The 25,588-nt window shown below is 68.6% G+C and carries 25 protein-coding genes; 17 read left to right on the top strand and 8 right to left on the bottom strand.

What is annotated here, in order from left to right; genetic code table 11:
* Window positions 1–18: 18 nt before the first annotated feature.
* Window positions 19–708 (bottom strand): LppP/LprE family lipoprotein, encoded by a 690-nt coding sequence (locus T333_RS31125; protein ID WP_496426722.1) that lies wholly within the window; start codon window positions 706–708, stop codon window positions 19–21.
* A gap of 118 nt (window positions 709–826) precedes the next feature.
* Here T333_RS31125 and T333_RS31120 point away from each other — a divergent pair, with 118 nt between their 5' ends.
* The 3 genes from T333_RS31120 to T333_RS31110 are packed head-to-tail and all read left to right on the top strand — an operon-like array spanning window position 827 to window position 2,998.
* Window positions 827–2,059 carry a serine hydrolase gene (locus T333_RS31120; protein ID WP_496426721.1) on the top strand — a complete coding sequence of 411 codons (1,233 nt, stop codon included), beginning with the start codon at window positions 827–829 and terminating at the stop codon, window positions 2,057–2,059.
* Window positions 2,060–2,105: 46 nt separating this feature from the next.
* Entirely contained in the window at window positions 2,106–2,378 is a 273-nt protein-coding gene (locus T333_RS31115; protein ID WP_354999418.1) for a hypothetical protein, read from the top strand.
* Window positions 2,379–2,434: 56 nt separating this feature from the next.
* Window positions 2,435–2,998, top strand: a complete 564-nt coding sequence (locus T333_RS31110) for an alpha/beta hydrolase (protein WP_357253998.1) — start codon at window positions 2,435–2,437, stop codon at window positions 2,996–2,998.
* Here T333_RS31110 and T333_RS31105 read toward each other — a convergent pair.
* Entirely contained in the window at window positions 2,978–4,042 is a 1,065-nt protein-coding gene (locus T333_RS31105) for an alpha/beta hydrolase (protein WP_496426720.1), read from the bottom strand. The two genes, T333_RS31110 and T333_RS31105, sit on opposite strands and share 21 nt — an antisense overlap.
* A 297-nt stretch (window positions 4,043–4,339) precedes the next feature.
* Here T333_RS31105 and mqo point away from each other — a divergent pair, with 297 nt between their 5' ends.
* From mqo to T333_RS31075, 6 genes are all read left to right on the top strand, one after another.
* Entirely contained in the window at window positions 4,340–5,848 is a 1,509-nt protein-coding gene (gene mqo / locus T333_RS31100; protein ID WP_354999421.1) for a malate dehydrogenase (quinone), read from the top strand.
* Between the two features lie 18 nt (window positions 5,849–5,866).
* Complete coding sequence (locus tag T333_RS31095) at window positions 5,867–6,316, top strand: GNAT family N-acetyltransferase (protein WP_141809591.1); 450 nt, start codon at window positions 5,867–5,869, stop codon at window positions 6,314–6,316.
* A gap of 250 nt (window positions 6,317–6,566) precedes the next feature.
* Window positions 6,567–8,534 carry a magnesium chelatase subunit D family protein gene (locus tag T333_RS31090; RefSeq protein ID WP_496426846.1) on the top strand — a complete coding sequence of 656 codons (1,968 nt, stop codon included), beginning with the start codon at window positions 6,567–6,569 and terminating at the stop codon, window positions 8,532–8,534.
* A 42-nt stretch (window positions 8,535–8,576) separates the two neighbouring features.
* Entirely contained in the window at window positions 8,577–9,191 is a 615-nt protein-coding gene (cobO, locus tag T333_RS31085; RefSeq protein ID WP_354999422.1) for a cob(I)yrinic acid a,c-diamide adenosyltransferase, read from the top strand.
* Between the two features lie 37 nt (window positions 9,192–9,228).
* Window positions 9,229–10,929, top strand: coding sequence for a cobyrinic acid a,c-diamide synthase CobB (locus T333_RS31080; protein WP_496426719.1), 1,701 nt, complete (start codon window positions 9,229–9,231; stop codon window positions 10,927–10,929).
* A gap of 381 nt (window positions 10,930–11,310) precedes the next feature.
* Window positions 11,311–11,691, top strand: a complete 381-nt coding sequence (locus T333_RS31075) for a cobalamin biosynthesis protein (protein WP_496426718.1) — start codon at window positions 11,311–11,313, stop codon at window positions 11,689–11,691.
* A 73-nt stretch (window positions 11,692–11,764) separates the two neighbouring features.
* On the opposite strand, the gene T333_RS31070 is transcribed toward T333_RS31075, so the two are convergent.
* From T333_RS31070 to T333_RS31060, 3 genes are all read right to left on the bottom strand, one after another.
* Window positions 11,765–11,899 carry a hypothetical protein gene (locus T333_RS31070; RefSeq protein WP_496426717.1) on the bottom strand — a complete coding sequence of 45 codons (135 nt, stop codon included), beginning with the start codon at window positions 11,897–11,899 and terminating at the stop codon, window positions 11,765–11,767.
* Between the two features lie 142 nt (window positions 11,900–12,041).
* Window positions 12,042–13,157, bottom strand: coding sequence for an Rv3169 family protein (locus tag T333_RS31065; protein WP_496426716.1), 1,116 nt, complete (start codon window positions 13,155–13,157; stop codon window positions 12,042–12,044).
* Window positions 13,154–14,284, bottom strand: a complete 1,131-nt coding sequence (locus tag T333_RS31060; RefSeq protein WP_496426715.1) for a phosphotransferase family protein — start codon at window positions 14,282–14,284, stop codon at window positions 13,154–13,156. The genes T333_RS31065 and T333_RS31060 overlap by 4 nt, the downstream gene beginning before the upstream one ends.
* A 346-nt stretch (window positions 14,285–14,630) precedes the next feature.
* Here T333_RS31060 and T333_RS31055 point away from each other — a divergent pair, with 346 nt between their 5' ends.
* Window positions 14,631–15,986, top strand: a complete 1,356-nt coding sequence (locus tag T333_RS31055) for a DoxX family protein (protein WP_496426714.1) — start codon at window positions 14,631–14,633, stop codon at window positions 15,984–15,986.
* A 102-nt stretch (window positions 15,987–16,088) separates the two neighbouring features.
* Here T333_RS31055 and T333_RS31050 read toward each other — a convergent pair whose 3' ends face one another.
* Entirely contained in the window at window positions 16,089–17,552 is a 1,464-nt protein-coding gene (locus T333_RS31050; RefSeq protein WP_354999429.1) for an MDR family MFS transporter, read from the bottom strand.
* Window positions 17,553–18,018: 466 nt separating this feature from the next.
* On the opposite strand from T333_RS31050, the gene cobA reads away from it, so the two are divergent.
* Entirely contained in the window at window positions 18,019–19,284 is a 1,266-nt protein-coding gene (gene cobA / locus T333_RS31045; RefSeq protein ID WP_496426713.1) for a uroporphyrinogen-III C-methyltransferase, read from the top strand.
* Between the two features lie 220 nt (window positions 19,285–19,504).
* Window positions 19,505–20,965, top strand: a complete 1,461-nt coding sequence (locus T333_RS31040) for an MFS transporter (protein WP_354999851.1) — start codon at window positions 19,505–19,507, stop codon at window positions 20,963–20,965.
* Between the two features lie 51 nt (window positions 20,966–21,016).
* Here the strand turns inward: T333_RS31040 and T333_RS31035 are convergent, their stop codons facing one another.
* Window positions 21,017–21,430, bottom strand: a complete 414-nt coding sequence (locus T333_RS31035) for a PPOX class F420-dependent oxidoreductase (protein WP_496426712.1) — start codon at window positions 21,428–21,430, stop codon at window positions 21,017–21,019.
* A 446-nt stretch (window positions 21,431–21,876) separates the two neighbouring features.
* The gene (locus tag T333_RS31030) at window positions 21,877–23,241 is read right to left on the bottom strand and encodes an NsdA family TPR-like regulatory protein (RefSeq protein ID WP_496426711.1); all 1,365 of its coding nucleotides are present in this window, start codon (window positions 23,239–23,241) and stop codon (window positions 21,877–21,879) included.
* Window positions 23,242–23,516: 275 nt separating this feature from the next.
* On the opposite strand from T333_RS31030, the gene T333_RS31025 reads away from it, so the two are divergent.
* From T333_RS31025 to T333_RS31005, 5 genes are all read left to right on the top strand, one after another.
* Window positions 23,517–23,915 (top strand): DNA-directed RNA polymerase subunit beta, encoded by a 399-nt coding sequence (locus T333_RS31025; RefSeq protein ID WP_496426710.1) that lies wholly within the window; start codon window positions 23,517–23,519, stop codon window positions 23,913–23,915.
* Window positions 23,912–24,142, top strand: coding sequence for a hypothetical protein (locus T333_RS31020; protein ID WP_496426709.1), 231 nt, complete (start codon window positions 23,912–23,914; stop codon window positions 24,140–24,142). The genes T333_RS31025 and T333_RS31020 overlap by 4 nt, the downstream gene beginning before the upstream one ends.
* 5 nt (window positions 24,143–24,147) lie before the next feature.
* On the top strand, window positions 24,148–24,513 hold the full coding sequence (locus T333_RS31015; protein ID WP_496426708.1) for a hypothetical protein: 366 nt from the start codon (window positions 24,148–24,150) through the stop codon (window positions 24,511–24,513).
* A 6-nt stretch (window positions 24,514–24,519) separates the two neighbouring features.
* Window positions 24,520–24,828, top strand: a complete 309-nt coding sequence (locus T333_RS31010) for a hypothetical protein (RefSeq protein WP_496426707.1) — start codon at window positions 24,520–24,522, stop codon at window positions 24,826–24,828.
* A 156-nt stretch (window positions 24,829–24,984) separates the two neighbouring features.
* Window positions 24,985–25,551 (top strand): hypothetical protein, encoded by a 567-nt coding sequence (locus T333_RS31005; RefSeq protein ID WP_496426706.1) that lies wholly within the window; start codon window positions 24,985–24,987, stop codon window positions 25,549–25,551.
* Window positions 25,552–25,588: the final 37 nt, after the last annotated feature.

The raw sequence follows: 25,588 nt of genomic DNA, 5'->3' as shown, positions 1-25,588 counted from the left end.
CGCCAACGTCCCCGACCGCTAGCGGTGCGGCTGGGTGACCTCCTTCGGCAGGGGGTCGCTCATGGCGACACCCGAACCGGTCCACGTGTAGGTGATCGTGACCGGACCGCCCTGCGGCGCGGCGAACGGCTCGTCGGCCACCAGCCACTTGTACTGGACGCTGACCGAGTTGCCGTTCGAGCCCGCCACGTGCGTGAACGCGTAGGCTTCGGAAGTCGCTGTGCCCAGGTACTTTCCGTCGTGGAAGAACATCACGTGGATGGGCGCGCCCGCCGAATTTCCGCCCACGGCTCGCACCCACAGCAACTGCCCGCAGCTACCCGGCTGGTCGGTCGAGGCCTGCGTGGCATGCCAGCCTTCGCCCAGTCCGGCCAGCGCGGTGCGCACACCCGCCGAGGCGGGGTCGACGCAGCGCCCGGGGCCGCTGATGTCGTCGGTCGGCGCGGGCGTGGTGACGACAGGGGTGGACGGGTCGGGCTGCTGCGGCGCTTGTGTCGCGGCGGGCGGTGGGCTCGTCCCTGGCTCGGGTGCGGCTGCTCCGCCGGGTGCCTGCGGACTGGGCGCCGCGGGTGCGGTCGTTCCGCCGGGCGTGGACGCGGCCCCCACCGTCGTCCGCTGTGTACTCGGCGTGGATTGCCCCGAGTCGTCGCTGCTACAGCCTGCTGCCAGTGCGGCCGCGGTGGCTATCAGCGCGGCTATGCGAACCATGTGGTTCATCGTCCCCTCGATTCTGTCGAGACCGTGCCATCGCACGCTCTCTTGTTCCATCGCGGGGCGCTATCGGCACGTTAGACAGAGGAAATCGGGGCATCGTTAGGCTGGCAGGGTGAATACGCCCGCTGGTTTGTTGGTGACGGTCGCCGCGGATCTGGATTCGGTGACGACGACCGGCCCGGAAGACGATCCGGCCGATGCCGGGGTGAGCCGCGCCGCGATCGACGCCGTGTGGGAGTCGGTGCGCGCCTGGTACCGGCTGGGAACCACACCCGCGATTCAGGTGTGCCTGCGGCGCGACGGGAAGATCCTGCTGAACCGGGCGATCGGGCACGGGTGGGGCAACGGGCCGGGGGACGGTCCGGAGGTGGCGCGGGTGCTCGCGACGCCGGATCTGCCGTTCTGCGGATTCTCCACCGCCAAGGGCGTCTCGGCGGCGCTGATGGCGATGCTGGCCGAGCAGGGCGCGTTCGCGCTGAACGACCCGGTGTGCGAATACATTCCGGAGTTCGCCGCCAACGGCAAAGAGCGCATCACGATCGGCGACGTGCTGTCGCATTCGGCGGGCGTGCCGTTCGTGACCGCGCCGTATCGGGGCTACCAGCTGGTGGTCGACGAGGAGCTGGCGGTGCGGGCGCTCGCCGATCTCCGGCCCAGCTGGCCGCCCGGTCGTTTCCGCGTCTACCACGCGCTGACCAGCGGTTTGATCCAGCGGCTTCTGGTGCAGCGGGCCACGGGGAAGAGGATGCGGGATCACCTGCACGAGCAGGTGCTCGCGCCGCTCGGCTTCCGCTGGACCAACTTCGGGGTGCGGCCCGAGGAAGTCGACCAGGTGGCGCCGAGCGTACCGGTCGGTCCCGGTCCGTCGCGGGTGTGGAAGTTCTTGGCGCGCAAGGCGCTCGGCGGCGGCATGGGTGGCGGGATGAACGACGAGGGAACTCGCGCGTTCCTCACCGCGGAATTGCCGTCCGGCAATCTGGTCACCACTGCCTACGAACTGTCCCGCTTCTACGAAATCCTCGCGCGCGGAGGGGAACTGGACGGCGTCCGGATCATGCGACCGGAGACGCTGCACGCGGCGGTGCGCCCGGCGAGCCGGATACCCGGGGCGGCGGGCCGGGTCAGCGCGGCGGGTTACGAACTCGGCGGCAGCCGTTCGAAGTTCGGCCGCCACACCGAAACCCATTTCGGCCGTAGCGGACTCACCACCCAGTACGGCTGGGCCGACCCCGCCCGCGGGCTCTCCGGCGCCATCCTCACGAGTGGCAAGGCGACGGGCGACACCAACCGCCCCTGGCAACTGGTCGCCCAGATCTCGGCGGCGATCCCGCGCCACGAACCCTGAACCGTCCTGGCCAGGGCTGAGCAAGAACCGGCCCGGCTACGTCACGATGGTCGCGCTGACCGAGATCCATCGGGCGCTGCGTCGCCGGTACGGGCTGGACGCCGAGACCGTCACCGAGATCATGCTGGGCCTGCTCGCCTCTGCCGAGATCGTGGTCGAGCGGGCCGACACCGTGCGGCAGGCCCTGCGGCGCTGCGCCGACGGAGCCGACTTCGAGGACGCGCTCGTCGAGCAGCTGGGCCGCGAGGCGGGGTGCGATCTCACCGTGACGCTGAACCCGACGGCAGCGACCACCACCGGGATGCGATTGCTGGTGTGAGCCGGTCGTCCGGACACGCCGTCGGAGCGGGTAGCGGCGGTGTAGCGTACTCGGACATGGAGTCTCGGCGGATCACGGTCGGTGACCGGTCCTGGACCGTGCGGGTCGACGGCCCGGAATCACGGCACACGGTATTGCTGTTGCCCGACGCGGGCGATCCGATGGACGTGTACGACCAGGTCGCCGCGCGGCTGCACACTTCCGATCTGCGCACCCTGGTGGTCGAGTCCGTCGAGGGCCTCGATCCCGCGGCGGTGCACGCCATCCTCGACCAGCTGAACGTTCCCTACGCGCACGTCGCCGGGCGCGGCGAGGGTGCGACGGTGGCCTGGCAGACCTGTTCCGGCCCGTTCGGACGTTTCATCAGCCTGGTGGTGGCCGACCGCGGCCACCCGGCGGCCGCCGGAGCCGACGGTGTGGTCGTCGACCCCGGCTGCCGTCCGCTCGAGCTTCCGGTCACCGTGCTAGTCACCAAGCGGTTGCCGCGCACGGTCGCCGACGCCTCGGGACGCTTCGTCTACGGCGAGTTCCGCGTGGTGCAGGTCGACGTCGACAACGTGGCCACCGAGGCCGACCACGAACTGGCCACCGAAATCGTGCTACGCACCAGCCTCTGGTGACTCGGCCTTGCGCCGGTACACCGCCAGCCAGTCCAGCCAGTTGTCCATCTCCTCGAACGCCTTGGCGCGCGGCTCGGCCGCGGAGAGGAACACGTCGTGGCGGGCGTTCTCGATCGGCACGATGTTGGTGCGATCGCCGAGGCAGCCGGACCAGCGCTGAATCTGCTTCACGTCCAGCACGGTGTCGGCCACGTCGGCGGCCGGGCCGTACTTGCGCATGAACTTGGTCAACCTGGACCGCAGGATCAGCGCGGGCACCCCGATGTCGAGGCCTTGGTGCAGCCGGAAGTGGCCGCGGCGGATCGCGCGTAGCCAGCCGAAGCGCACCGGCGCACCGGCCAGCGGCTTCCAGTCCAGGTTGTAGTCCCACTCGCCCGAGGCGCTCTTGTGCAGGCTGTCGCCGTAGGTGCTGATCGCGGAGCCCGGCATCTCCAGCATCGAACGGAACCGGCCGAGCGCGCCGATGATCGGCGTGCCGATGGTCCGGTAGTACGACGGGCCCTGCAGGTCGAACCAGGGGCTGTTCAGCACCAGCCCGACGATGCCCGAGGCGGCGACGCCGGCGGTCCGGTTGAGCCGGTCCAGCCACAGCGGCATGATCAGACCGCCGGTGGAGTGCGCGACCAGCAGCACCTGCTCGCCTGCCTCCTCCTTGACGATGCGCAGCGCCTCGTTCAGCTCCTCGTCGTAGAAGGCGAGATCGGTGACGTAGTGCGGGCTCTGCCCGTCGCGCAGCGAGCGGCCGCACTTGCGCAGGTCGAGTGCGTAGAAACGGTGACCGCGCGCGGCGAAATGCTCGGCGAGGTGCTGCTGGAAGAAGTAGTCGGTGAAGCCGTGCACGTAGATCACGGCGCACTCGGTGGCCGCCGCGCCGGAGTCGGGGAGATAGCGCACGAGGGTCGCCGAGATGTCGGCTTCACCGTCCGGATCCGGGCCCAGCGGGATGGACCGCTGCTCGTACCCCGCTCCCAAGACATCCGGCCGCCACTTGCTCCCCGTCTGCTCCGTGATCTCGGACACGTCTAGCGAGGTTTCGTTCGTCACGAGACCCAATGTAGGCGAGGTCCGGCCCGGAATGAAGATCGCGCACGACCTGGAAGGAGGGAGGAATCTACGTCACATTCGCCGGGTTCGTTGCCGGAATGCGATCTTTCGAGGTGCACAATTGGCGATAGGTGAACGGCGGGTAACCTTATCGACCGCCGAGTCACGCCAGGCTCGCAACAATTGCAATGCGCCCCGTCGCAACAACCACATAGCGCCCGTGCCCAGGCAAACCACCGTGCCGGTGGCCGCGCCAGAAGTGACAAGGAAGTCGATCTACCCGTGCCGAACGCTGCCATGACTGAAAAGACCGATGTAGTACTCATCGGTGCCGGGATCATGAGTGCCACTCTCGGCGCGCTGCTTCGTCAGCTGCAGCCGGAGTGGTCGATTTCGTTGTTCGAGCGGTTGGACGCCGCGGCGGCGGAGAGCAGCGATCCGTGGAACAACGCGGGCACCGGACACTCGGCCCTGTGCGAGCTGAACTACAGCCCGCAGAACGCCGACGGCTCGGTCGACGTGACCAAGGCCATCGACATCAACGAGCGCTTCCAGGTCTCGCGCCAGTTCTGGGCCTACGCGGTGGAGAACGGGGTGCTCGGCGACCCGTCCCGCTTCATCAACCCGATCCCGCACGTCAGCTTCGTGCACGGCGCCGACGACGTGCAGTACCTGCGCAAGCGCTACGAGGCGCTGGCTCCGCACCCGCTGTTCGAGGGCATGGAGTACATCGACAGCCCCGACGAGTTCGCCCGCAGGCTGCCGCTGATGGCCAAGGGCCGCGACTTCTCCGATCCGGTCGCGCTGAACTGGACCGACGGCGGCACCGACATCGACTTCGGTTCGCTCACCAAGGAGCTGCTCGCCCACCTCGGCGCCACCGGCGCGAACCTGGCCTTCGGCCACGAGGTGCTCGGCCTCGACAAGCAGTCCGACGGCAGCTGGAAGGTCCGGGTCCGCAACGTGCGCACCCGCCGGACCCGCACCATCGAGGCCAAATTCGTCTTCGTCGGCGCGGGCGGCGGCGCGCTGCCGCTGCTGCAGAAGTCCGGGATCAAGGAGATCAAGGGCTTCGCGGGCTTCCCGGTCAGCGGCCAGTTCCTGCGCTGCACCAACCCGGCCCTGATCGACAAGCACGAGGCCAAGGTGTACGGCAAGGCCGCCGTCGGCGCCCCGCCGATGTCCGTGCCGCACCTGGACACTCGCGTCATCAACGGCAAGCCGGGGCTGCTGTTCGGCCCGTACGCGGGCTGGACCCCGAAGTTCCTCAAGGACGGCAGCAACACCGACCTGTTCAAGTCCATCCGCGCCGGTAACCTCGCGCCCATGCTCGGCGTCGGTCTCACCGAGATGTCGCTGGTCAAGTACCTGGTCTCCGAGCTGCTCAAGTCGCAGTCCGGCAAGGTCTACACCATGGAGGAGTTCATCCCGCGGGCCGAGGGCCGCGACTGGGAACTCATCACCGCGGGTCAGCGCGTGCAGATCATCCGCCGCAAGGGCGTCGGCGGCGTGCTGGAACTCGGCACCGCCGTCATCGCCGCCAAGGACGGTTCCATCGCGGGTCTGCTCGGCGCCTCGCCGGGCGCGTCCACCTGCGTCACCGCCATGCTCGACGTCCTGCAGCGCTGCTTCCCGCGCGAGTACGCCGACTGGACCCCGCGCCTGCGCGAGATGATCCCGTCGCTCGGCGTGAAGCTCTCCGAGGACAAGGCCCTGTTCCACGAGGTGTGGGACTGGACCAACAAGGCGCTCAACCTCACCAACGCGAACACGCCCAAGCACGCAGGGGTCGCGCTGACGCCGTAGGTGTGATAGCAAGGCGCGATGATGTCAACGGTTGCTCTCAAACGGTCATGGGCGCAGGATCTCGATACGGCGACCCTGTATCAGCTGTTGAAACTTCGCGTCGAAGTCTTTGTGGTCGAACAGAAGTGCGCCTACCCGGAGTTGGACGGACTCGATCTGCTTCCGGAAACGCGGCACTTCTGGCTCGACGACGAAGGTGAGGTCATCTGCACCCTGCGCCTGCTGGAGGAGCACGAGAACGGCGTCAAGTCGTTCCGCATCGGCCGCCTCTGTACCGCCGTCCCGGCCCGTGGCCACGGCTACACCACCCGCCTGCTGCAGGCAGCGCTCGCCGAGGTCGGCTCGGCCACCGTGCGGCTGAACGCGCAGACCTACCTCGTCGACATGTACGCCAAGCACGGCTTCCAGCCGGACGGCGAGGAGTTCGAGGACGACGGGATCATGCACATGCCGATGCGGCGCGGGTAGCTGTGTCTTTGGCGCGCTGGCGCGCGCGAACGGGCTCGTAAGACTCGCCTCGGAGGTGGTCGGGAGTGCGTGGATGGTGCGGGGGTTCGACGCAGGCCGTGCGTGTCTCGGTCCAGGCAGCCGTCGGGCGACAACGTGTATCTCCATCGGGTACCGGCGGTGGCCGACTGGCGGATGGCCGTGTATCGGAGTCGCTGGCGGGGTGGGTCTCCTTGGGACGGACCGGCGTGCCTAGGCTAGTGGCGTGTCCTTGTCCCGTGTAGAGACCGCTCCGTCGTCCCGCTCGCCTCGTGTAGACGCCGAGGCAGGGTTTCCGTTCTCCGCGGTGGTCGGGCAGGAGCGCCTGCAGCTGGCGTTGATCTTGTGCGCGGTGCATCCCGGTATCGGCGGCGTGCTGGTGCGCGGTGAGAAGGGGACCGCGAAGTCGACCGTCGTGCGCGCGCTGGCGCACCTGTTGCCGCCGGTGGTGGACGAGACGGGCGCGCGGCCCGCGCGGCTGGTCGAGCTGCCGGTCGGCGCCACCGAGGACCGTGTCGTCGGCTCGCTCGACCTGGAGCGCGTGCTGCGCGACGGCGAGCAGGCGTTCCGGCCAGGTCTGCTTGCGGCCGCGCACCACGGCGTGCTCTACGTCGACGAGGTGAACCTGCTGCACGACCACCTGGTGGACGTGCTGCTCGACGCCGCGGCCATGGGTCGCGTGCACATCGAACGCGATGGCGTCTCGCATTCGCATCCCGCGCGTTTCGTGCTGGTCGGCACCATGAACCCGGAAGAGGGCGAGTTGCGCCCGCAGCTGCTGGACCGGTTCGGGCTGACCGTCGATGTGGCCGCCTCGCGCGATGTCGACGTGCGGATGGCGGTGGTGCGCCGCAGGCTCGACTACGAGGCCGATCCGGCGGGATTCGCGACCCGCTACGCCGCCGCCGACCGGGAGATCGCCGACCGCATCCGCACCGCGCGCGACCGGCTCCCCGAGGTCGCCCTCGACGACGTGGAGCTGCGGCGGATCGCGGCCCTGTGCGCGTCCTTCGACGTCGACGGCATGCGCGCCGACCTCGTGGTGGCACGCACCGCGACCGCGCACGCGGCCTGGCGCGGCGGCGACGCCGTCACCGAGGAGGACGTGCGGATCGCCGCGGAACTCGCACTGCCGCACCGCCGTCGGCGCGACCCGTTCGACGAGCCGGGCATCAGCGAAGAACAACTCGACGAAGCCATGAAGGAAGCGGCCGCCGAGGCCGACCGTGCCGAGGAACCCGCACCGCCAACGGAATTCGACGGCGATTCGGCCGATTCCGAGGGTGATCGCGGCCCCGAGGATCCGGACGACGGACCCGGCGCACCACCCGAAGGCCCCGGCGGCGGACCCGCGCCGCGCGAAGGACGCACCGGCACACCGAATCCCGGCGCCGCCAAGCCGCCGCGCTGGGAAGTCCCCGGAGTCGGCGAGGGCGCGCCGGGCCGCCGGTCTCGCGCCCAGACCAGGCACGGCCGGGTCGTCCGCTCCACCACCGAGACCACCGCGGGTCTGCATCTGCTCGGCACCGTCTTCGCCGCCGCGCCGCACCAGCACGACCGTGGCCGGGTGGACGGCCCGCTCGCACTCGCCGCCGAGGACCTACGCGGGGCGTATCGCGAAGGGCGCGAAGGCAATCTGGTCGTCTTCGTGGTCGACGCGTCCGGCTCCATGGCGGCGAGGGACCGGCTCTCCGCCGTCACCGGCGCGGTGGTCAGTCTGCTGCGCGACGCCTACCAGCGCCGCGACAAGGTCGCCGTCATCACCGTGCGCGGCCAGGACGCCGAACTCGTGCTGCCGCCGACGTCCTCGGTCGACATCGCGGTACGCCGCCTGGCGGGCCTGCGCACCGGTGGCAAGACCCCGCTCGCGGCGGGACTGCTGAAGGCGCGCGAGGTGATTCAGCGCGAGCGCGTGCGTGACCCGCGTCGTCGCCCGATGCTGGTGCTGCTCACCGACGGACGCGCCACGGGCGGAGTCGATCCGGTGCCGCGGGCCCGTGCCGCCGCCGCAATGCTCGCCAAGGACGCGGTCACCGCGATGGTGGTGGACTGTGAGCGTGGCATGGTGCGGCTCGGCCTGGCGACCGAGTTGGCTGGCGCGTTGGGCGGCGGCTACGTGCGGCTCGCCGAGTTGACCGGCTCGGCGGTCGCGGACATCGTTCGCACCGGATCCGGCGGCGGCTCGGCGCGCGCCGCCTGATCTCGCCGCTCCGATCAGTTGCACGAGGCACAAGGAGATTCGATGCCCAAGGGTGTGCCGGAAACGGTTCCGGACGATGGACTGACCACGCGGCAGCGGCGCAACCAGCCGGTGCTCGCGGTGCACACGGGTCCGGGCAAGGGTAAGTCGACCGCGGCGTTCGGGATGGCGCTGCGGGCCTGGAATCAGGGATTCGACGTCGCCGTCTTCCAATTCGTGAAGAGCGCGAAGTGGAAGGTCGGCGAGGAGGCGGCGTTCCGCACCCTCGGGCGGCTGCACGAGGAGACCGGCGCGGGCGGCGCCGTCGAGTGGCACAAGATGGGTGAGGGCTGGTCGTGGACCCGCAAGCACGGCACCGAGGAGGACCACGCGTCCGCCGCGCTGGCGGGTTGGCGGGAGATCGCTCGCAGGCTCGCCGCCGAACAGCACCGTTTCTACGTGCTCGACGAGTTCACGTATCCCCTCAAGTGGGGCTGGGTCGACGTGGACGAGGTGGTTCATACGCTGGTCGACAGGCCGGGGAACCAGCACGTCGTCATCACGGGCCGCGACGCGCCGCAGGCGTTGATGGACGCTGCCGACCTGGTGACCGAGATGACCAAGATCAAGCACCCGATGGACGCGGGGCGCAAGGGGCAGCGGGGTATCGAATGGTGAACCGGCGCAGTGCGATTGCGCGCCCGTCGGTGGCGTGATGGGAACGGTGCCCGCTGTTGTCATCGCCGCTCCCGCATCCGGGAGCGGGAAAACCACGCTCGCAACGGGTTTGATCGGTGCGCTCCGACGAGCCGGGCACCGGGTCGCGCCCTTCAAGGTCGGACCGGACTATATCGACCCCGGATACCACGGGCTCGCGGCGGGACGTCCCGGACGCAATCTCGACCCGGTGCTGGTCGGCGCGGACCGGGTGGTGCCGCTGTACCACCACGGGGCGGCGGGTTGTGATCTCGCGGTGGTCGAGGGCGTGATGGGCCTGTTCGACGGCCGCATCGACGAGCACGAAACCGGCCCTGTCGCCGAAGGTTCCACCGCCCAGGTGGCCGGACTGCTCGGCGCGCCGGTCGTGCTGGTGGTGGACGCTCGCGGTCACAGCCAGAGCCTGGCCGCCCTGCTGCACGGATTCGCCACCTTCGACAGCGGTGTGCGGCTCGGGGGCGTGATTCTGAACCGCGTCGGCAGTGAACGCCACGACCAGGTGCTGCGCGCTGCCTGCGCGCGGGTCGGGTTGCCGGTGCTCGGGTCGCTGCCGCGGATGGACGCGCTCGAAGTGCCGTCCCGCCACCTCGGTCTGATTCCCGCCGTCGAGCACGGTGCGGCGGCGTCGGCGGCGGTCGAGGCGATGACCGATCTCGTTGCCGCCCATGTGGATTTGGCGGCGGTAGCGGCGCTGGCGCGGCCGACGTCGGGCGGGTCCGCGTGGGATCCGGTGTCGGCCATTCGTGAGGCGAGCGAGGGTGATTCGGCGACCGGCGTCGGTGCGTACACAACCGGCGTGCCACGGCGAGCTGCCGGATCCGCGCCGCTCGGTGGACCAGGTAGGCCGATCGAAGGCCGTGCCACGACCGGTCCTGGCCGCGCGGGCGGCGGCGAGCCGATTTCGCGGTGGCCGACCGCGGCGCACGGCGAGGGGCCCGCCGACGACCATCGTGCTTGCACCGCACGCGCGATCGGTGTCGGCCCGGCCGCTACCTCGGGGTGGGTCTCCGCTGGGCCGATCTCGGACAGCTTCGGCCGTGACGGTGTGGTGGAAACCGGCCGTTGTGGTGACGGTCCCGTGATCGCTATGGCGGGCGGGCCCGCGTTCACCTTCGGCTATGCCGAGCATCGCGAACTGCTGATCGCGGCCGGGGCGCGGGTGGTTGTCTTCGATCCGTTGCGTGACGAGCTGCCCTCGGGGACAGCGGGTCTCGTACTGCCCGGTGGATTCCCCGAGGAGCACGCCGCTGACCTCGCGGCGAACAAACCCTTGCTGACCGCGGTCCGCGAACACGCCCGCGCCGGGCTGCCGATCCACGCCGAATGCGCGGGCCTGCTGTATCTGACCCGATCCCTCGACGGCCACGCCATGGCGGGCGTCGTCGACGCCGACGCCGAATTCGGCCCGCGCCTGACCCTGGGCTACCGGGACGCCGTCGCGCTGGCCGACTCCGCGCTCTGGCGGGCGGGGGAGCGCGTGCGCGGGCACGAATTCCACCGCACCCGACTGGTCACCGCCGCACCGGACGCCCCCGCCTGGGGCTGGCGCGACGGCACGGGCGCTCGCATCCGCGAGGGCGCGCTCGTCGGCCGCGTGCACGCCTCCTACCTGCACACCCATCCTGCCGGGAACCCTTCGGCGACAGCCCGTTTCGTCGCTGCCGCCGACGACTACGCCCGCGCTGATGTCACCCGCTGAGCTCCGCCGGTCAGCGAGAATTTCGTGGCGCCAGCCCGTTTGCCCGCAGCCGCCGTCGAATATCATCGCGCCGATGTCGCCCGCTGAGCTCCGCCGTTCAGCAGAAGCCTCGTGGCGACAGCCCGTTCGTCCGCAGCTGTCGATTACGCTCGCGCCGCCGACCCTCGCTGGGCTTCGCCTCTCGATCGAGGTCGGCGTCGAACAGTCGGCCGGGAACCGCGACCACTGTGAATCTCGCCGCCGCGCGACATATGGTCCGCGGCGAGTCACCCGTCTGCCTCGCCACCATCGACTTGTGCTGGGAGGAGCCGGGTTTGCGCGCGGCAGCTGAACCCGGTACTCCGCTGCGCACGTCCACCGCCGTCGACCAGGCCCGCACGGATGTCGCCCGCTGAGCTCAACCGCCGGATAGCGGTCGGCGTCGGTATGCGGCCAGGGACCGCGGCTGCGGCGATCCTCACGGCCGTACGACACGCGGTCGGCGACGAGTCCCTGGCCTGCCTCGCGACCATCGACCGGCGTGGCGAGGAGCCAGGCCTGCGCGCGGCGGCGGCCGAACTCGGTGTTCCGGTGCGCATCTTCACCGCTGCGGAGTTGGACACGGTCACCGTGCCCAACCCGGCCGCCCGCACCAAGGCGGCGGTTGGCGCGGCCGGTGTCGCGGAGGCCGCGGCCGTCCTTGCTGCCGCCGGGGGACTACTGGTGCGTACCAAAGAGGTGCACGGCGACGTCACGGTCGCGGTGGCGCGTCTCAGCGGCTGATCATTCGCATGGCACACGGAGACCGGGGCGCGAGGGTGTGACTCGCAGCGATGAGTGGCGGTCTTTCGCAGGGTCAGGTGGTGCCGATGACGAGGGTGCTGCGGCCGGTTTCGACGACGCCGGCGGCCAGTACTGACTCAGCCGAGCGCAACCGACCGACAGCGCCATCCAACAACGCGAAATCAGCGCCATTTATCGTGTAAGTCACGGCAGGGCGCTTCGGGGCGCTCAGCGATCGTGTCCGAGACTTGCGCGCCCGTCGTAGAGCAGTGTCACGTGCGGTGCCCGCACGACCGGCTCGGTGGAGCCGGTCGAGCGGTTCGTTGTGCGGCTGATCGCAGTTCGGCAGACTACGGCGCGACCGCCGCCCAGTCGGCGAACCCGGTGGGATCGTGGCGACCGAGGGAGGCGTGTTCGAACAGGCCCCAACCTTCGGCCGATCCGCATCGGGCGTGGGCAACGTGGTCGATGACGCCGTACGGGATGCGGGGGGCGATGGTCGGGTCGGTGAGGTCGTAGCGGCGGGATTCGGACCAGTCGCGGCCCTTCCACTGGCCGTGCAGCCAGTCCGGGTCGCCGCCGTAGCCGCAGCCGATGTGCAGCGGGACGCCGGTGCCGGGGGTGATCTCGACCTCCAGCGATTTGCCGTCCGGGGTCGTGAGGTCGAGCCGGGCGGCGACGGGAATCCTTGTGCCCGAATGGTATCGGATGCTGACGCGGGGCCAGCCGAGCTGTTCGGTGCGGCCGTCCGGCCAGATGCGCACCGCGTCGTTGAGGGTGCGCCTGCCGTCCGGCTCCTCCTGCACGATCACCACGATCGCGAAATCGTCGAAGCGCAGCGGCACGTACAACCACCAGAATCCGCCCGAAGGCTCGGCGGCGGCGCGCCCCGCGGGCTCGGTCTCGCCGACCGGTCGGATGCCCCAGGAGCGGTCGCGGGTGCCGGTCCACACCGCGGGGTCGACCGCGATGTCGGTGCCGTCCACGCTCAGCGTTCCGGCCCAGGAGCCGACCTGCGCGAAGCGGGACGCCTCGATGATGGGCCGGTTGCCGGTGAGGATCAGGTGTGGCTGTTCCTGGACGGTGGGGAAGGCCCCGTTCCAGGTGAGGTCGCAACTCAGTTCGTCGTGCTCGCAGACGACGCGCAGCCGCTTCAGCGGTTCGAGCACCTCGATGCGGTAGCCGCCGACCCGCATGTCCAAGCCGCGGTCGCCGAGGGCATCGGAGAACCGCACCGAGCGCACTTCGTCGCCGCGGCGGACCGCGAGGTAGGCGTCGGTCACGCCTAGGTTCGGGTAGACGCCGAGGCCGGTGATCAGCAGCGTGCCGCCGTCGCGGTCGTGGGCGTTGAAGTAGCTGCGGTCGTAGAAGTTTCGGTCGCTGGTGCCGACCCTGGCCAGCGAGAGCGGCGTCTGATGGATGGGGTATTCGTCGAGGGGCGCGGGTGCGGCCATGGTGTTCCTCATGTCCAGTCGTAGGTTCCGTCGAGCAGCGCCTCCAGGCTTGCCCGGTGCATCACGTAGTCGTCCCGGTCGGGAGTGTCGGTGTCCTCGCCGAAGTGGATCATCCTGCGCTTGACCCTGGCCATCACGATCCCGTGCCGCAGCGCGGCGTAGACGAGGTAGAAATCCAGGTCGCGTACCGTATAACCGGTCAGCTCTTCGTATTTCGCCACCACGTCAGAGCGACGCAGGAAGTCCGGCAGGCCTGGCTGCTCGAAGCGGGTCGCTAGATCCTGGAAGAACCGGTGGATGAAGATGATCCAGGCGATGTCCAGCTCGCGCGGCCCCAAACCCACCATCTCCCAGTCCAATACGCCGACCGGCTCGAACCCGTCGTAGATGATGTTGCCGGGGCGGGAGTCGCCCCAGGACAACACGTCCGGGCCGGGGTCCGCGGGCCAGTGCGCGTCCAGCCAGTCGAAAGCGCGCTCGATCAACGGGATCGGATATCCGTCGTCGGCCAGCGCCCAGCGGTACCAGGCGCGATGCCAGTCCACGTGCCTGCGCAAGGCTTGGCCCGGCCCGTCCAGCATGGGGAACCTGGCGGCGGGGTCGGGGATGGCGTGGATCTTGGCCAGCACGGTGAGGGTGTTGTCGGTCAGCAGCGCGCGTTCGGTGGGCTCGGCGTCGAACAGCCAGCCGTAGAAGACATATGGCGGATTGTCGGCCGGAACCCGTCCGTCGATCCGGCGCATCACGAAAAACGGTGTGCCGAGGACACTCTCGTCGGTCTCCAGCCAGCACAGCGGCGGCACCGGCACGTCCGTGGCGGCCGCGACGCCCTCCATCACGCGGTATTGCTTGGCCAGGTCGTAGGTTTCGAAGACCGGGAAGTCGGCGGCGCTCGGGGCCAGCCGCGCGACGAACGAGCCGCCTTCGCTGCGACCCCCCACGCTCCATTCCGCGTCGAAGAGCACCGAGGCGCTCGACATCCCGGAACCCTGCGGCAGCGTCAGCTCGTGCACGCGCGGCGGCTCGTCGGCCGCGACCTTGCCCGCCAGCCAGCGCGACAGGTCCTCGGCGAGGCCCTGGAGATCGCGTTCGCTGATCGTGAGCTGGCGCCGCTCGGTGGGATCGGGCTCGTCGGCCATCATCGTCCTCCTGTAGTCGGGCGGCGGACCGCCCACCACCCGGCATTTCCTCCCGGAACAACCGAACTGTAACGCGTTCTAATCGGGGGTCACGGGGAATCGCGGGATTGGTTCGCTGACCGAACTCCAGGGTTGACACGGGTTCGCCTCATCCTTTCGGAGTATGGCGGCTACCCCGCGCGACGGAGCCGGAAATCGGGATCCTGCCGGAAGCGGCCGGGCGGTTCGCGTGGATACCGTCCTCACGGAATGTCGTCCAGGGGAGTGAGGAGGGATCCGTGCGGGAGCGAACCATGAACTCGGTGTCCGCGTGTTTCGCGGGGTCGAGGCTCGGCGGGGTGTCGCTGTGAGCGCCATCGGCACGCAGGTGCTCGAGCGAGACAGCGAGGGTGCGGTGGATCCGTCGCCCCGATGGTCGCTACCGGCGCGGATCGGTTTCCGGTTCGGCTTCGTCTATCTGCTGCTGTTCTGTCTGACGTTCGCGCAGATCCTGTTCGTCTTCGCGGGCATCGCTATGCGCTGGCTGCCGGACTCGGCGATCCAGTGGCAGATGAACGCGGTCGAGCCGGTGGTCAGGTGGGTGGGCGAGCGCGTCTTCGGCGTCGACGCGATGATTCACGAAAGCGGCAGCGGTGATCAGACCATCGTCTGGGTGCTGATCTTCTGCATGCTGGTCGTCGCGGCCGTCGCTACGGCGGTGTGGTCGGTGCTCGACCGCCGCCGTGCCGACTACGCGGTCCTCGGCCGCTGGTTCGTCGTGTTCCTCCGGCTCTGCCTGGGCGGGCAGATGCTGTGGTACGGCTTCGCCAAGGCGGTGCCGAACCAGATGCCCTATCCCTCGCTCACCACACTGCTCCAGCCCTACGGCAACCTCAGCATGACCGAGGTCCTGTGGAATCAGGTCGGCGCGTCGCCGTCCTACCAGATGCTGCTCGGCATCGCGGAGGTGCTCGGCGGTCTGCTGCTGTTCTGGCCGCGCACCGCGACCGTCGGCGCGATGCTGAGTCTGGTGAGCATGGCGCAGGTCTTCGTGCTGAACATGACCTATGACGTGCCGGTCAAGATACTGTCCTTCCACCTGATGCTGCTCTCGCTGGTGGTGCTCGCGCCGCAGACTCGGCGGTTGGCGAATGTGCTTGTGCTGGAACGACCTTCGGAACCGGCCGCACAGCCGTTGTTGTTCCGTTCGGCGCGGGCGAACCGGATCGCGGCGGGGTTGCAGGTAGCGCTCGGAGTGTGGACCTGTTCCGGCGCGACGTATGTCGCGTGGGAATCCTGGCACGAATACGGTTACGGCGCACCGAAACCCGCGCTCTATGGGATCTGGAACGTCACCGAGTTCACCGTCGACGGTCACCCCCTTCCGCCGTTGACGACCGAACCCACCCGCTGGCAGCGGTTGGTGTTCGACCAGTTCGTCACCAGCTATCAGCGGATGGACGATACTTTCGTGCCGACCATCGCCGACGTCGACACCACCGCGCGCACCATCACGATGACCGCGCCGCCGACCTCGCCGGAGGCTCAGCCGACGCCGGTGGCGACGTTCACCTTCGAGCAGCCCGCGCCCGACCGGCTCGCCTTGCGTGGCGATCTCGGCGGGAGGGCGGTCACGGTGACGCTGGAAGAGTTCGATCTGGACGAATTCCCTTTGCGCGGACCGCGTTTTCACTGGATTCAGGAGATTCCGAACCTGAATTGATCCGGTGGGTCAGCGGTCGACCAGGGGGTGGAGTCAGAACTGAACCGGCCGGGTCAGCCCGTGAGCTGACCCGGCCGGATTGGCGGACGGAAGGCGAGCGGATCAGCCCTTGATCAGCTCGACGGCGTCCTGCTCGGTCTCGGGCGACTCCTCCGGCGCGTGCGAGCGGCTCGGCAGCAGAACCGCCATCACGATCACGACCAGCGCCAGCGCGGCGGAGATCCCGAAGGCGAGGCGCATGCCGTCGAGGTGGGCGGCGACCGGTTCGGCGCCGCCCTCGATCAGCGTGGTGCTGCGGGCGGACATGACGGTCACGACCAAGGCGGTGCCGAAGGCCGCGGCGACCTGCTGGAGCGTGCCGAGCATCGAGCTGCCGTGCGAGTAGAGGTGCTGCGGGAGCGCGCCGAGGCCCAGGGTGAAGACGGGCGTGAACGCCGCGGCCAGCGACACCATGAGCAGGATGTGCAGGCCGAGCAGCTGCCAGTACGGCATGGTCATCGAGATCTGGGTGAAACCGGCCAGGGACGCGGCGATGCCGACCGAACCGGGGATCACCAGGACACGGCCACCGAAGCGGTCGAACAGGCGGCCGATGGTCGGGCCGAGCAGACCCATGGCGAGGCCGCCGGGCATGACAAGCAGACCCGTCGCGAGGGGGCTCAGGCCGCGCAGGTTCTGCAGGTACAGCGGCAGCAGGATCATCGAGCCGAGCATCGCGAGGAACGCGATCGACATGAGCAGCAGCGCCTTGGCGTAGGTGCCGATCAGCAGGATGCGCAGATCCAGCAGCGGCGTTCCGGTGCGCTGCAGGCGCAGCTGGCGGGCGGCGAACACGCCGATGAGGGCGAGTCCGACCGCGACGATCACCGCGGGCGCGGCGATGCGGTCCGCCTCGAACCGGCTGAGGCCGTACACCAGGCTGCCGAAGCCGATGGCGGCCAACGCCACGCTGGACACGTCGATCGCGCCGGTCTGCGGTTCGCCGATGTTCTCGAGTCGCCGCAGCCCCAGCCAGGTGACCGCGCCCGCGATCGGCAGCACCAGCACGAACAGCCAGCGCCACGAGCCGACCTGCAACACCAGTCCGGACAGGACCGGTCCCATGGCGGGCGCCACCGAGATGGCGAGGGTGACGTTGCCCATGACCCGCCCGCGATCGTGTTCGGGCACCACCGTCATCAGGGTGGTCATCAGCAGCGGCATCATGACCGCGGTGCCGCCCGCCTGGACGATCCGCCCGAGCAGCAGCACTTCGAACGTCGGGGCGACGGCGGACAAGGCGGTGCCCGCGAGGAAGACGCCCATCGCGATCGCGTAGGCGCGGCGGGTGGTGACCCGCTGCAGGAACCAGCCCGTGGCCGGGATGACGGCCGCCATCGTGAGCATGAACGCGGTGGAGACCCACTGCGCCGACCGCTCGGTGACCTCGAGGTCGGCCATCAGACGCGGAATCGCGTTGATCATGATGGTCTCGTTGAGGATCACCACGAAGGTCGCGAGCACCAACAAGAGGATGACGGTCGGCGTCCGCCGCCCGGTCGGGCTGGCGGATTGGACGGCTGACATCGGTTACCTCCGGGGTGGTCGTGAGCGAAAGACGAGGGGTTGGCCCTGGACGAGTCACCACCGTGTGTCTCGGCCTACAGGAGAAGACGGGGATGGTCCGGTCAACTCATCGGGCCGCGCCAGTGTTCCAGTCGCCTCTGACAAGATTCAGCCGATTTTCCCACGACCAGCTCCGTGGAGCACCGTCGAAAGTACCCCTTCACCAGCCTTTTTCGTCCATCGACAACCGTCGTGGTGACGCTCGTCACTTTGTCCTCGATCGGCCTGCCGCCGACCGAACTCGACCGGCTGCCCCAGCTGAGCTACAGCATGAACAGCCCACCGTTTGCCGGGCCGGGCCGAGAGCCTCTGGGCCGTCTCGCTTCTCACCGCCGCAGACCCGCCGCAGTGCGACAACGCACCAGTTCGGCACGATTCCCGCCTCTGATTGCCGGTGCGTCGCAGGCAGGCCGTAGGCTCGAACACTGTGCCGAACACGTCAGACAACGCCGAGGAACAGGCGGTATCCCAGTCCGCCGCCCAGCAAACGGGCGACCCGAACTACCTGGTGGGGCTCGATCTGAACGGCCGCCGCGTCGTCGTGGTCGGCGGCGGCACGGTGGCCCAGCGCAGGCTCGGCCTGCTCATCGCCTCGGGCGCGGACGTGCACGTCATCAGTCGCGACGTCACCCCGGCGGTCGAGGGCATGGCCACCTCCGGGCAGCTCACCGTCACACTGCGCGCCTACGCCGACGGCGACCTGGACGGCGCTTGGTACGCGATCGCCTGCACCGACGAACCGGAGACCAACGCCGCCGTCGTCGAGGAAGCCAACCGGCGTCGCGTGTTCTGCGTGCGCGCCGACGTCGCCCGGCTCGGCACCGCGGTCACCCCCGCCACCGCCCGCTACGACGGTCTGACCCTCGGCGTCCTCGCCAGCGGACAGCACCGCCGCTCGGCCGCGGTGCGCACCGCGCTGCTCGAGGCGCTGCAATCCGGTGTGGTGACCGATGATTCGTCGCCCGTCACGCCCGGCGTCGCTCTGGTCGGCGGTGGCCCCGGCGACCCGGACCTGATCACCGTGCGCGGCCGCAGGCTGCTGGCGCGGGCGAACCTGGTCGTCGCCGACCGCCTCGCGCCCCCGGAACTGCTCGCCGAACTCGGCCCCGATGTCGAGGTCGTCGACGCGGCGAAGATCCCGTACGGCCGCGCGATGGCGCAGGAGGCGATCAACGCCACGCTCATCGAGGGCGCGAAGGCGGGCAAGTTCGTGGTGCGGCTCAAGGGCGGCGACCCGTACGTGTTCGGTCGCGGTTACGAGGAGCTGGAGGCCTGCGTGGAGGCGGGCATCCCGGTGACCGTCGTTCCCGGTGTCACCAGCCCCATTTCGGTGCCTGCCGCCGCGGGCATCCCGGTGACTCACCGCGGCGTCACGCACGAGTTCGTGGTGGTCAGCGGGCACGTCGCGCCGGATCACCCGGATTCGCTGGTCGACTGGCCCGCATTGGCCCGGCTGCGCGGCACCCTGGTGTTGATGATGGCGGTGGAGCGGATCGAGCAGTTCGCCGCCGCGTTGCTGGACGGCGGACGCCCCGCCGACACCCCCGCGACCGTCATCCAGGAGGGCACGCTGCGCACCCAGCGGGTGCTGCGCGCGGAGCTCGGCACCGTGGCCGCGCGAGTTCGTGAGGAGGGCATCCGGCCGCCCGCGATCGTGGTGATCGGACCGACCGCCGGGTTCTCCGCGAAATAACCCCATCGGCCCGGCTGGCGCGGGCGCTCGCCTCCGCCATCCAGTCGAACAGCGATGAGCGCGGCACCGGCAGGATCGACGGGCAAAGTCGACGCCGCACGCCGCTGTGCGGCGCGGGAGATTCGTGTGCGGCGAGGGTCGGCCTTCACCGCGGCCGGGGTCGACGCGCCTCGGCTATCAATTACAGTGACTCCCTGTGCTCGATAATCCCGCTGCGACGATGCAGTACCCGGTGACGCAGCGGGCCTTCGGGCTCGCGATCCTAGTCTTGAGCGGGCTGCAGCTCATGGTCGTGCTGGACGGCACGGTGGTGATCTTCGCGCTGCCGCGTCTGCAGGATCAGATGGGACTGACCAGCGCGGGCAGCGCGTGGACGGTCACCTCCTACGGACTCACCTTCGCCGGACTCATGCTGCTCGGCGGCAGACTCGGCGACGCCTTCGGCCGCAAACGCATGCTGATCTACGGCGTCGGCCTGTTCACACTGGCGTCGCTGGCGTGCGGGCTCGCCCAAGGGCCCGCGATGTTGATCGCGTCGCGCGCGGTGCAGGGCGCAGGCGCGGCGGTCGCGGCGCCCGCCGCATTGGCGCTGGTCGCAACGACTTTCGCGCCCGGTAAGCCGAGGAATCAGGCGATCGCGATCGTCGGCTCGATGGTCGGCATCGGGTCGGTCGGCGGTCTCGTGGTCGGCGGTGCGCTGACGCAGCTGTCCTGGCGCTGGATCTTCCTGATCAACGTGCCGATCGGTCTGCTCATCGTGCTCGGCGCGGTGTACTGCCTGTCCGACACCGCCCATCACCGCGTGACTCTGGACGTGCGCGGCGCCGTGCTGGGCACCCTGGCCTGCGCCGCCATCGTCTTCGGCGCCACCGAGGGGCCCGCGATGGGCTGGAGCAACCCGGTCATCATCGGCTCGTTGATCGGCGGCGCGGTGCTGCTCGTGGTGTTCGTGCTCGCCGAGCGCAATGTCGACAATCCACTGCTGCCGTGGTCGCTGTTCGACAGCCGCGACCGCGTCACCACCTTCCTGCTGATCCTGCTTTCGGGCGGTGTCCTCGGCGCGATGACCTACTTCGTCGCGCAGTTCCTGCAGAACGTCGTCGGCTACGGACCGCTGGAAGCGGGCGTGGCCTCGATCCCGTTCACCGTCGGCATCGGCCTCGGCGGGGCGATGGCGTCGAAGCTGGCGATGATGGTCGCGCCGCGCTGGCTGCTCGCGAGCTCGGCCGTGGTGCTCGCCCTCGGCCTGCTGTTCGGTTCGACTCTGGAACGCGACGTGACCTATTGGCCGACGCTGTTGATCCTGCTCGTCGTCATCGGTTTCGGCGTCGGCGTCGCGATGGTGGTCTCGCCGCTGTGCGTGCTGGTCGGCGTGCCGCCCAACGACATCGGTCCGCTCGCCGCGGTGGGACAGATGTTCATGAATCTGGGCACGCCGCTGGCGATCGGCGTCCTCACGCCGATCGCGGTCTCGCGCACGCTGTCGCTCGGCGGCAAGACCGGTAAGGCCTCGGATATGAACTCGGCGGAGATCGTCGCGCTCGGCAGCGGGTACACGCTCGTGCTCGCGGTCTGCGCGGGCGTCGCCGTGGTGATCGGCCTGATCGCGTTGACGCTGCGGTACACGCCGCAGCAGGTCGCGCAGGCCCACCACGCCCAGGAAGAAGCGCAGCGGGCCTGAGCTCGATTCCTGTCTCAGCACGGTCCGGCCACCTGGTGCGGGTGACGTGAGTCAGAGCCGTCCGGCCACCTTGCGCGGGGTGACGCGGACGATGAGCCGTTCGGCGTCCTCGACCGAGGCCGGGTTGAAGTCGGCGTAGTTCTTGCCGGTGTACTTCAGCGAAAGCTTGTTGGGCAGGGTCTTGTCCGGATCCGGCGTCAGGGTGGCGGTGCCGCGGATCTCGGCATAGACGTAGGGGTTCTCGGGCGGGTTGATCAGCAGGGTCACTCGCGGGTCCCTGGCCAGATTCTTCGCCTGCTGACGCGCCACCGTGGTGGAGAACAGCAGGTCGTCGCCGTCGCGCTCGAGCCAGATCACGGTGAGATGCGGTTGCCCGTTCGCGCCGACGGTGGCCACCGTGGCGAACACCTTCGACTCGTCGAGGTACTTCTTCAGGTCGTCGGAGAGCGCAGCTGTACCGGTCATGTCTCGGGGGAACACCCGGACGCGGCCGCGCATTCCCGTATGTCGTGAACCCGCGCTCGGGCTTCAACCCCTTGTCGCGGAACGGTTTCGGCGGGCCGAAATATGGAAGACCCGGGGGCTTTGCCCGCCCCCGGGCCTCGGTGTGCCGCCCATGTCGCCTACCGGTGTCGGTGGGATCGGATCACTCTCACCGCGACGCGTCGGGCTCATCTCCGCGCGCGCGGAGAGCGATTTGGAACCTGCACCTCGTCGCTTCGCGCCCTTCCTCGAGAACCGGTCGTGGCAGCACAAACCCATCACAGCCGGTGACCAACTGCAGAGTATGTCCAAACCGCGAAAATCATGCCATACGCGCAGGTTGGACAGGATATCCATCTGGATACCGTGCGGCACAGCAAGCTCCGCACCGCGAAGATCACCGCCCGGTGCAGAGCGGCTTACGCGCCTCAGGCAGCGAGCAGTGCCCGTGCTCGTTCACTGAAGTCGGCGACGAGTGGATGCGGCCCAAATCTCATCATCTTTTGTTGTACGTCGCGCACGGCCTCGACCGAGCGCGACGACTTGACCTTGCGGGAGAGGTCCAGCGTCCGCACCGCGGCGGCGTGGGCGGATTCCAGATCGCGGTCTTGGAGGTGGGTAACCGCGAGTGCAGCATGGGATAGCGCGCCTCGCCGTGCTCGGTTCTGCCGACGTGCGTATGCGATCGAACGACGTGCGTGCGGTTCGGCGTCTGCTGGCTGGCCGAGGTCACGGAATGTGTTGGCCCACTCGCCACAGATGTACGCCTCATCGATGAACCGTGCCCATTCCGGTTCGCGGTCGGGTTCGATGCGCGCAAAGGCGTCCTCGGCAGCATTGACCGCATGAGCAGCGCCCGCCTTGTCGCCGACGGCCGCCAGCGAACGCGCTTCAAGGGTCCAGAGGTCTGCGAGGCAGGCGGGTGCGTTCACTTTCGAAAGACCTTGTCGGCCTGCTTGTGCAAGACGTCGACCCTCGTCGGGATGTCCGAGAAGGGTTGCCTGGTCGGCCATTCCAGCGAGCACGTGAGCGCCCAGCGCCGCATCTCTCGACTCCTCGGCCAGGCGAAGCGCCTGAATCAGGTAGCGCTGAGCTGTCCCGTGCTCGCCGTTGTCGAAAGCCATCCAACCGAGAAGATATGTCTGCTCGGCCGCCGCGCCGCACAGTGCCAGACGGACGTCTTCGGCGTGGGACCGCCGTAGCAGCGGATACACATGCTCGTTCATGTACGCCGCGAGCACTAGGCGGCCCGATCCGCCGCCCTGGAAGATATCCACCTCCTGGAACGTGGTGAACATATTCTTCACGGCGGTCACATCTTCGAGCCGGACCCGCTGCCCATCTTCGGGCAATTGGTCGAGGGTATCGAGCAACCAATCCCGGGATGGCCCGATGGCCGCGACGGCAGCGAACGACGCGGTGGTCAGGAACTTCCTACGATCCACGTCTGCCCTTCCAAGGTCGGCAACTGCTTCGATTGTCTCAGGCCACGATGCGCTGTAGCTGAGGGAGCGGTCCAGCATCGGCGCATCACCTAAACCGAGGTCATAGGTTGTCACGCGACGCCCGAACCGGGCGGAGAATAGATCGGCCAGTATCGCTGGGACCGGATGCCGGGGCCGTTCTCCCTCGTCGACCCAACGCCGGACACTCGATGCGTCCGGTCTGATATGGGGTTCCCCCCATTCGATCGCGAGGGAGCGCACGCGGCGTGCCAGCTCGCCACGGCTCCACCCTGAACGGGCGAGCCACTCGGAAAGGTGCATGTTCGGACTGTTCATCACACCCGCCATTTGGTCACCGGCAGTGGTCGATCCACCACCTTTCAACACCCGCAACGACCTTACTCCCAGGGGTTTCGGGGTGTGTGCTGAATATGCGTCCGGCTGGGGGGCTTCGCCCAATCCCTCATCGGCTCCCGTCCCTGGCTTTGCGGATACGTCCAGGGGGCCGGGCGCATCCAAGCCACTCTGATACGAGCAGGGGACTACGGATGGATGAAGTCGGTTTCGGGGACACGCCAGCGTCCCGGTGCACCTACTACCGGCGAGTGTGCAATCTGCCTGCGGTGGTTGACCCTCACACGGGCCGTATCGGTTTCACCGCGGGCATGGTGTGGGCAGTGGCGATGCCTGCGGAGTTGGGGCAGATGGTGAAGGTCCACCTCGAGCGGCACAAACAGGGTGGTGGGCCGATCGTGACCCATCCGCGCTCGCACACGTGGACGCTCTTGGTTCGCTCCGATATTCCGGCCACGATGATCGCTGCCGAGGCGGCGTTGTTCCATGCTCGCCGAATCACCGTCTTGGGCAACGGCGATCACGTCGCGCTACCGTCCCCCGCCGATCAAGGTTCGGAGCATCGAGTGTGGATCACCGCCGCGCATTCGGTGTTCCGTCCCTCTGGACGTGCGGTGCTGTATGCGGTGCACGCCTGCCTGGCCCCGCCCCGCCAAACCGCGCTATGAGCGCCACCGCGCCGACCCCAGCCGGGTCGCCGTCGCCCACCGAACCCGATGTGCACCTGAGTGTGTTCCTGCACGGGCAGCGCATGGACTTCGTTGCCTGCCTGACCGCCGCGTTGATCTTCGTTCAGGAGCACCAGGCCCGCCACTACGTCGATGCCGTGACCGTCGACCTGGACACGCGCGAGTTCCCGCGCCTGCCGAACGAAATCCTGTACCTCGAGAGGTAGCACCTGTGACCAACCACGTGACCCAACAGAATCATTCCGAACGCGAAAAGCGCAGTGAAACAGCACATTTGCAATTGAGCCGGGACGACTTCAGCCGCGCGCAAGCCGCCGCATTGACGGGTCTGGCAGAGGCCGGGCGGGCGTGTTCGGCGCGGGAGCTGGCGGGTGGGCACCACATCGGCCCGATCACCCTGACTCTGCAATGGCTTGCTACCAAGGGCCACGTCCGCACCGAGGTCCGCCGACCGAGAGGTGCCGAACGCCCGGAGCCGGTCTATGAGCTGACTGATGAGGGCCGCGCCGCCTCTCAGCGCCTCACCACTCACACACCGGCAGTCCGGCCGTCAGAAGCCCCCGAGTGGTGGAAGTGAGAACGCATGCCCATCAATGCAATCGGTCTGCTCAACCGGAGCGTCAGCGACTCCTGGTTACGAGACGAGCGAATGATTATCGATCTGAGCCACGCGCGCGGGTACCGGCTGGCGCACACGGTGACCATCGACGCCGACACCTACATGCCAACCACGTTGATCATGTGGACCGCACACCAGTACGCCGCAACCGTCGTCGTCGCCCCGAGCGTGGAGCACTTCCCCAACGCCAGCATCCAAAACGCGGTCGCCTTGGCCTGTGCCCTGGTGACACCCACAAGCACCATTCCCCCGCTGGAAGCCCACACATCATGAGATTCGCCCCGGTACAGCAACTTCGGCCGCGGGCCGCTGGTGTTGCGCGCCGCTGGAGGGTTGCCGCCCCTACCCTGTGTACGGCGCTCCGCGGAGCGCGGAGTTTTGCGGCACTGGCATGAGCGGCAACCGAATACACATCAGAGGAGGAACGGGATGGGGACCGACGATCAGTTGAGCATGGACCTCGGGGTCGAGGTTGAGCTGACCGCATGGGACAAGTGGGTCGACGCGGAACGGCGTGCGACACAGGCACGAAAACTCTGCAAGCGCGCCGAATTGCCTGCATTGCCGCAGGAACCATGGGACTTCGAATCGAGCGAGGTAATCCAGCTCAGCGAGACGATCGCGGAGCTGTTTCCCGATATGGAAGCCGTCACCCTCCCCGAGAACGCAGATAACGCCGATCAACTCGTGTGCCTCATTGGGGAATGGTGTATCCGGTATCTCGATGCCCGATGGATCGACTTGACGAAGATTCCTACGGGCTATAACGACTGCGAACTGTCGATATACGGTGACGTCAAGCCGGGTATCGCCTTCAAGTTCGAGGGTTGGAAGGCATGTAGCGCTGAGCTGCTCGTTCAGTTCGTTGTCGAGAACGAATTCATCGACATGGCCGAGTTGGTGTCGGTTGCGTTCTGGCGCCTTCGTAAAGACGAAGGCGGTCCATTGTTTTCGGATCTGAGCACTGGTTTTCCTGATCATCCTCCTTTCATGTGAGTAAGTGATCAGGCTGGTTTCGTGAACCTCGGGGGTG

This window comes from Nocardia sp. CNS-044, assembly GCF_059570515.1.
Note: the sequence above shows the minus strand (reverse complement) of the source record. Positions and strands in the feature narration are given on the sequence as shown.

Bases quoted from the DNA above. Each gene is read 5' to 3' on its own strand.
- T333_RS31125 (WP_496426722.1), bottom strand. From the start codon at position 708: ATGGTTCGCATAGCCGCGCTGATAGCCACCGCGGCCGCACTGGCAGCA.
- T333_RS31115 (WP_354999418.1), top strand. From the start codon at position 2,106: ATGGTCGCGCTGACCGAGATCCATCGGGCGCTGCGTCGCCGGTACGGG.
- T333_RS31110 (WP_357253998.1), top strand. From the start codon at position 2,435: ATGGAGTCTCGGCGGATCACGGTCGGTGACCGGTCCTGGACCGTGCGG.
- mqo (WP_354999421.1), top strand. From the start codon at position 4,340: ATGACTGAAAAGACCGATGTAGTACTCATCGGTGCCGGGATCATGAGT.
- T333_RS31095 (WP_141809591.1), top strand. From the start codon at position 5,867: ATGATGTCAACGGTTGCTCTCAAACGGTCATGGGCGCAGGATCTCGAT.
- cobO (WP_354999422.1), top strand. From the start codon at position 8,577: ATGCCCAAGGGTGTGCCGGAAACGGTTCCGGACGATGGACTGACCACG.
- T333_RS31080 (WP_496426719.1), top strand. From the start codon at position 9,229: ATGGGAACGGTGCCCGCTGTTGTCATCGCCGCTCCCGCATCCGGGAGC.
- T333_RS31075 (WP_496426718.1), top strand. From the start codon at position 11,311: ATGTCGCCCGCTGAGCTCAACCGCCGGATAGCGGTCGGCGTCGGTATG.
- T333_RS31065 (WP_496426716.1), bottom strand. From the start codon at position 13,157: ATGAGGAACACCATGGCCGCACCCGCGCCCCTCGACGAATACCCCATC.
- T333_RS31060 (WP_496426715.1), bottom strand. From the start codon at position 14,284: ATGGCCGACGAGCCCGATCCCACCGAGCGGCGCCAGCTCACGATCAGC.
- T333_RS31050 (WP_354999429.1), bottom strand. From the start codon at position 17,552: ATGTCAGCCGTCCAATCCGCCAGCCCGACCGGGCGGCGGACGCCGACC.
- T333_RS31040 (WP_354999851.1), top strand. From the start codon at position 19,505: ATGCAGTACCCGGTGACGCAGCGGGCCTTCGGGCTCGCGATCCTAGTC.
- T333_RS31035 (WP_496426712.1), bottom strand. From the start codon at position 21,430: ATGACCGGTACAGCTGCGCTCTCCGACGACCTGAAGAAGTACCTCGAC.
- T333_RS31030 (WP_496426711.1), bottom strand. From the start codon at position 23,241: ATGGCGGGTGTGATGAACAGTCCGAACATGCACCTTTCCGAGTGGCTC.
- T333_RS31020 (WP_496426709.1), top strand. From the start codon at position 23,912: ATGAGCGCCACCGCGCCGACCCCAGCCGGGTCGCCGTCGCCCACCGAA.
- T333_RS31010 (WP_496426707.1), top strand. From the start codon at position 24,520: ATGCCCATCAATGCAATCGGTCTGCTCAACCGGAGCGTCAGCGACTCC.
- T333_RS31005 (WP_496426706.1), top strand. From the start codon at position 24,985: ATGGGGACCGACGATCAGTTGAGCATGGACCTCGGGGTCGAGGTTGAG.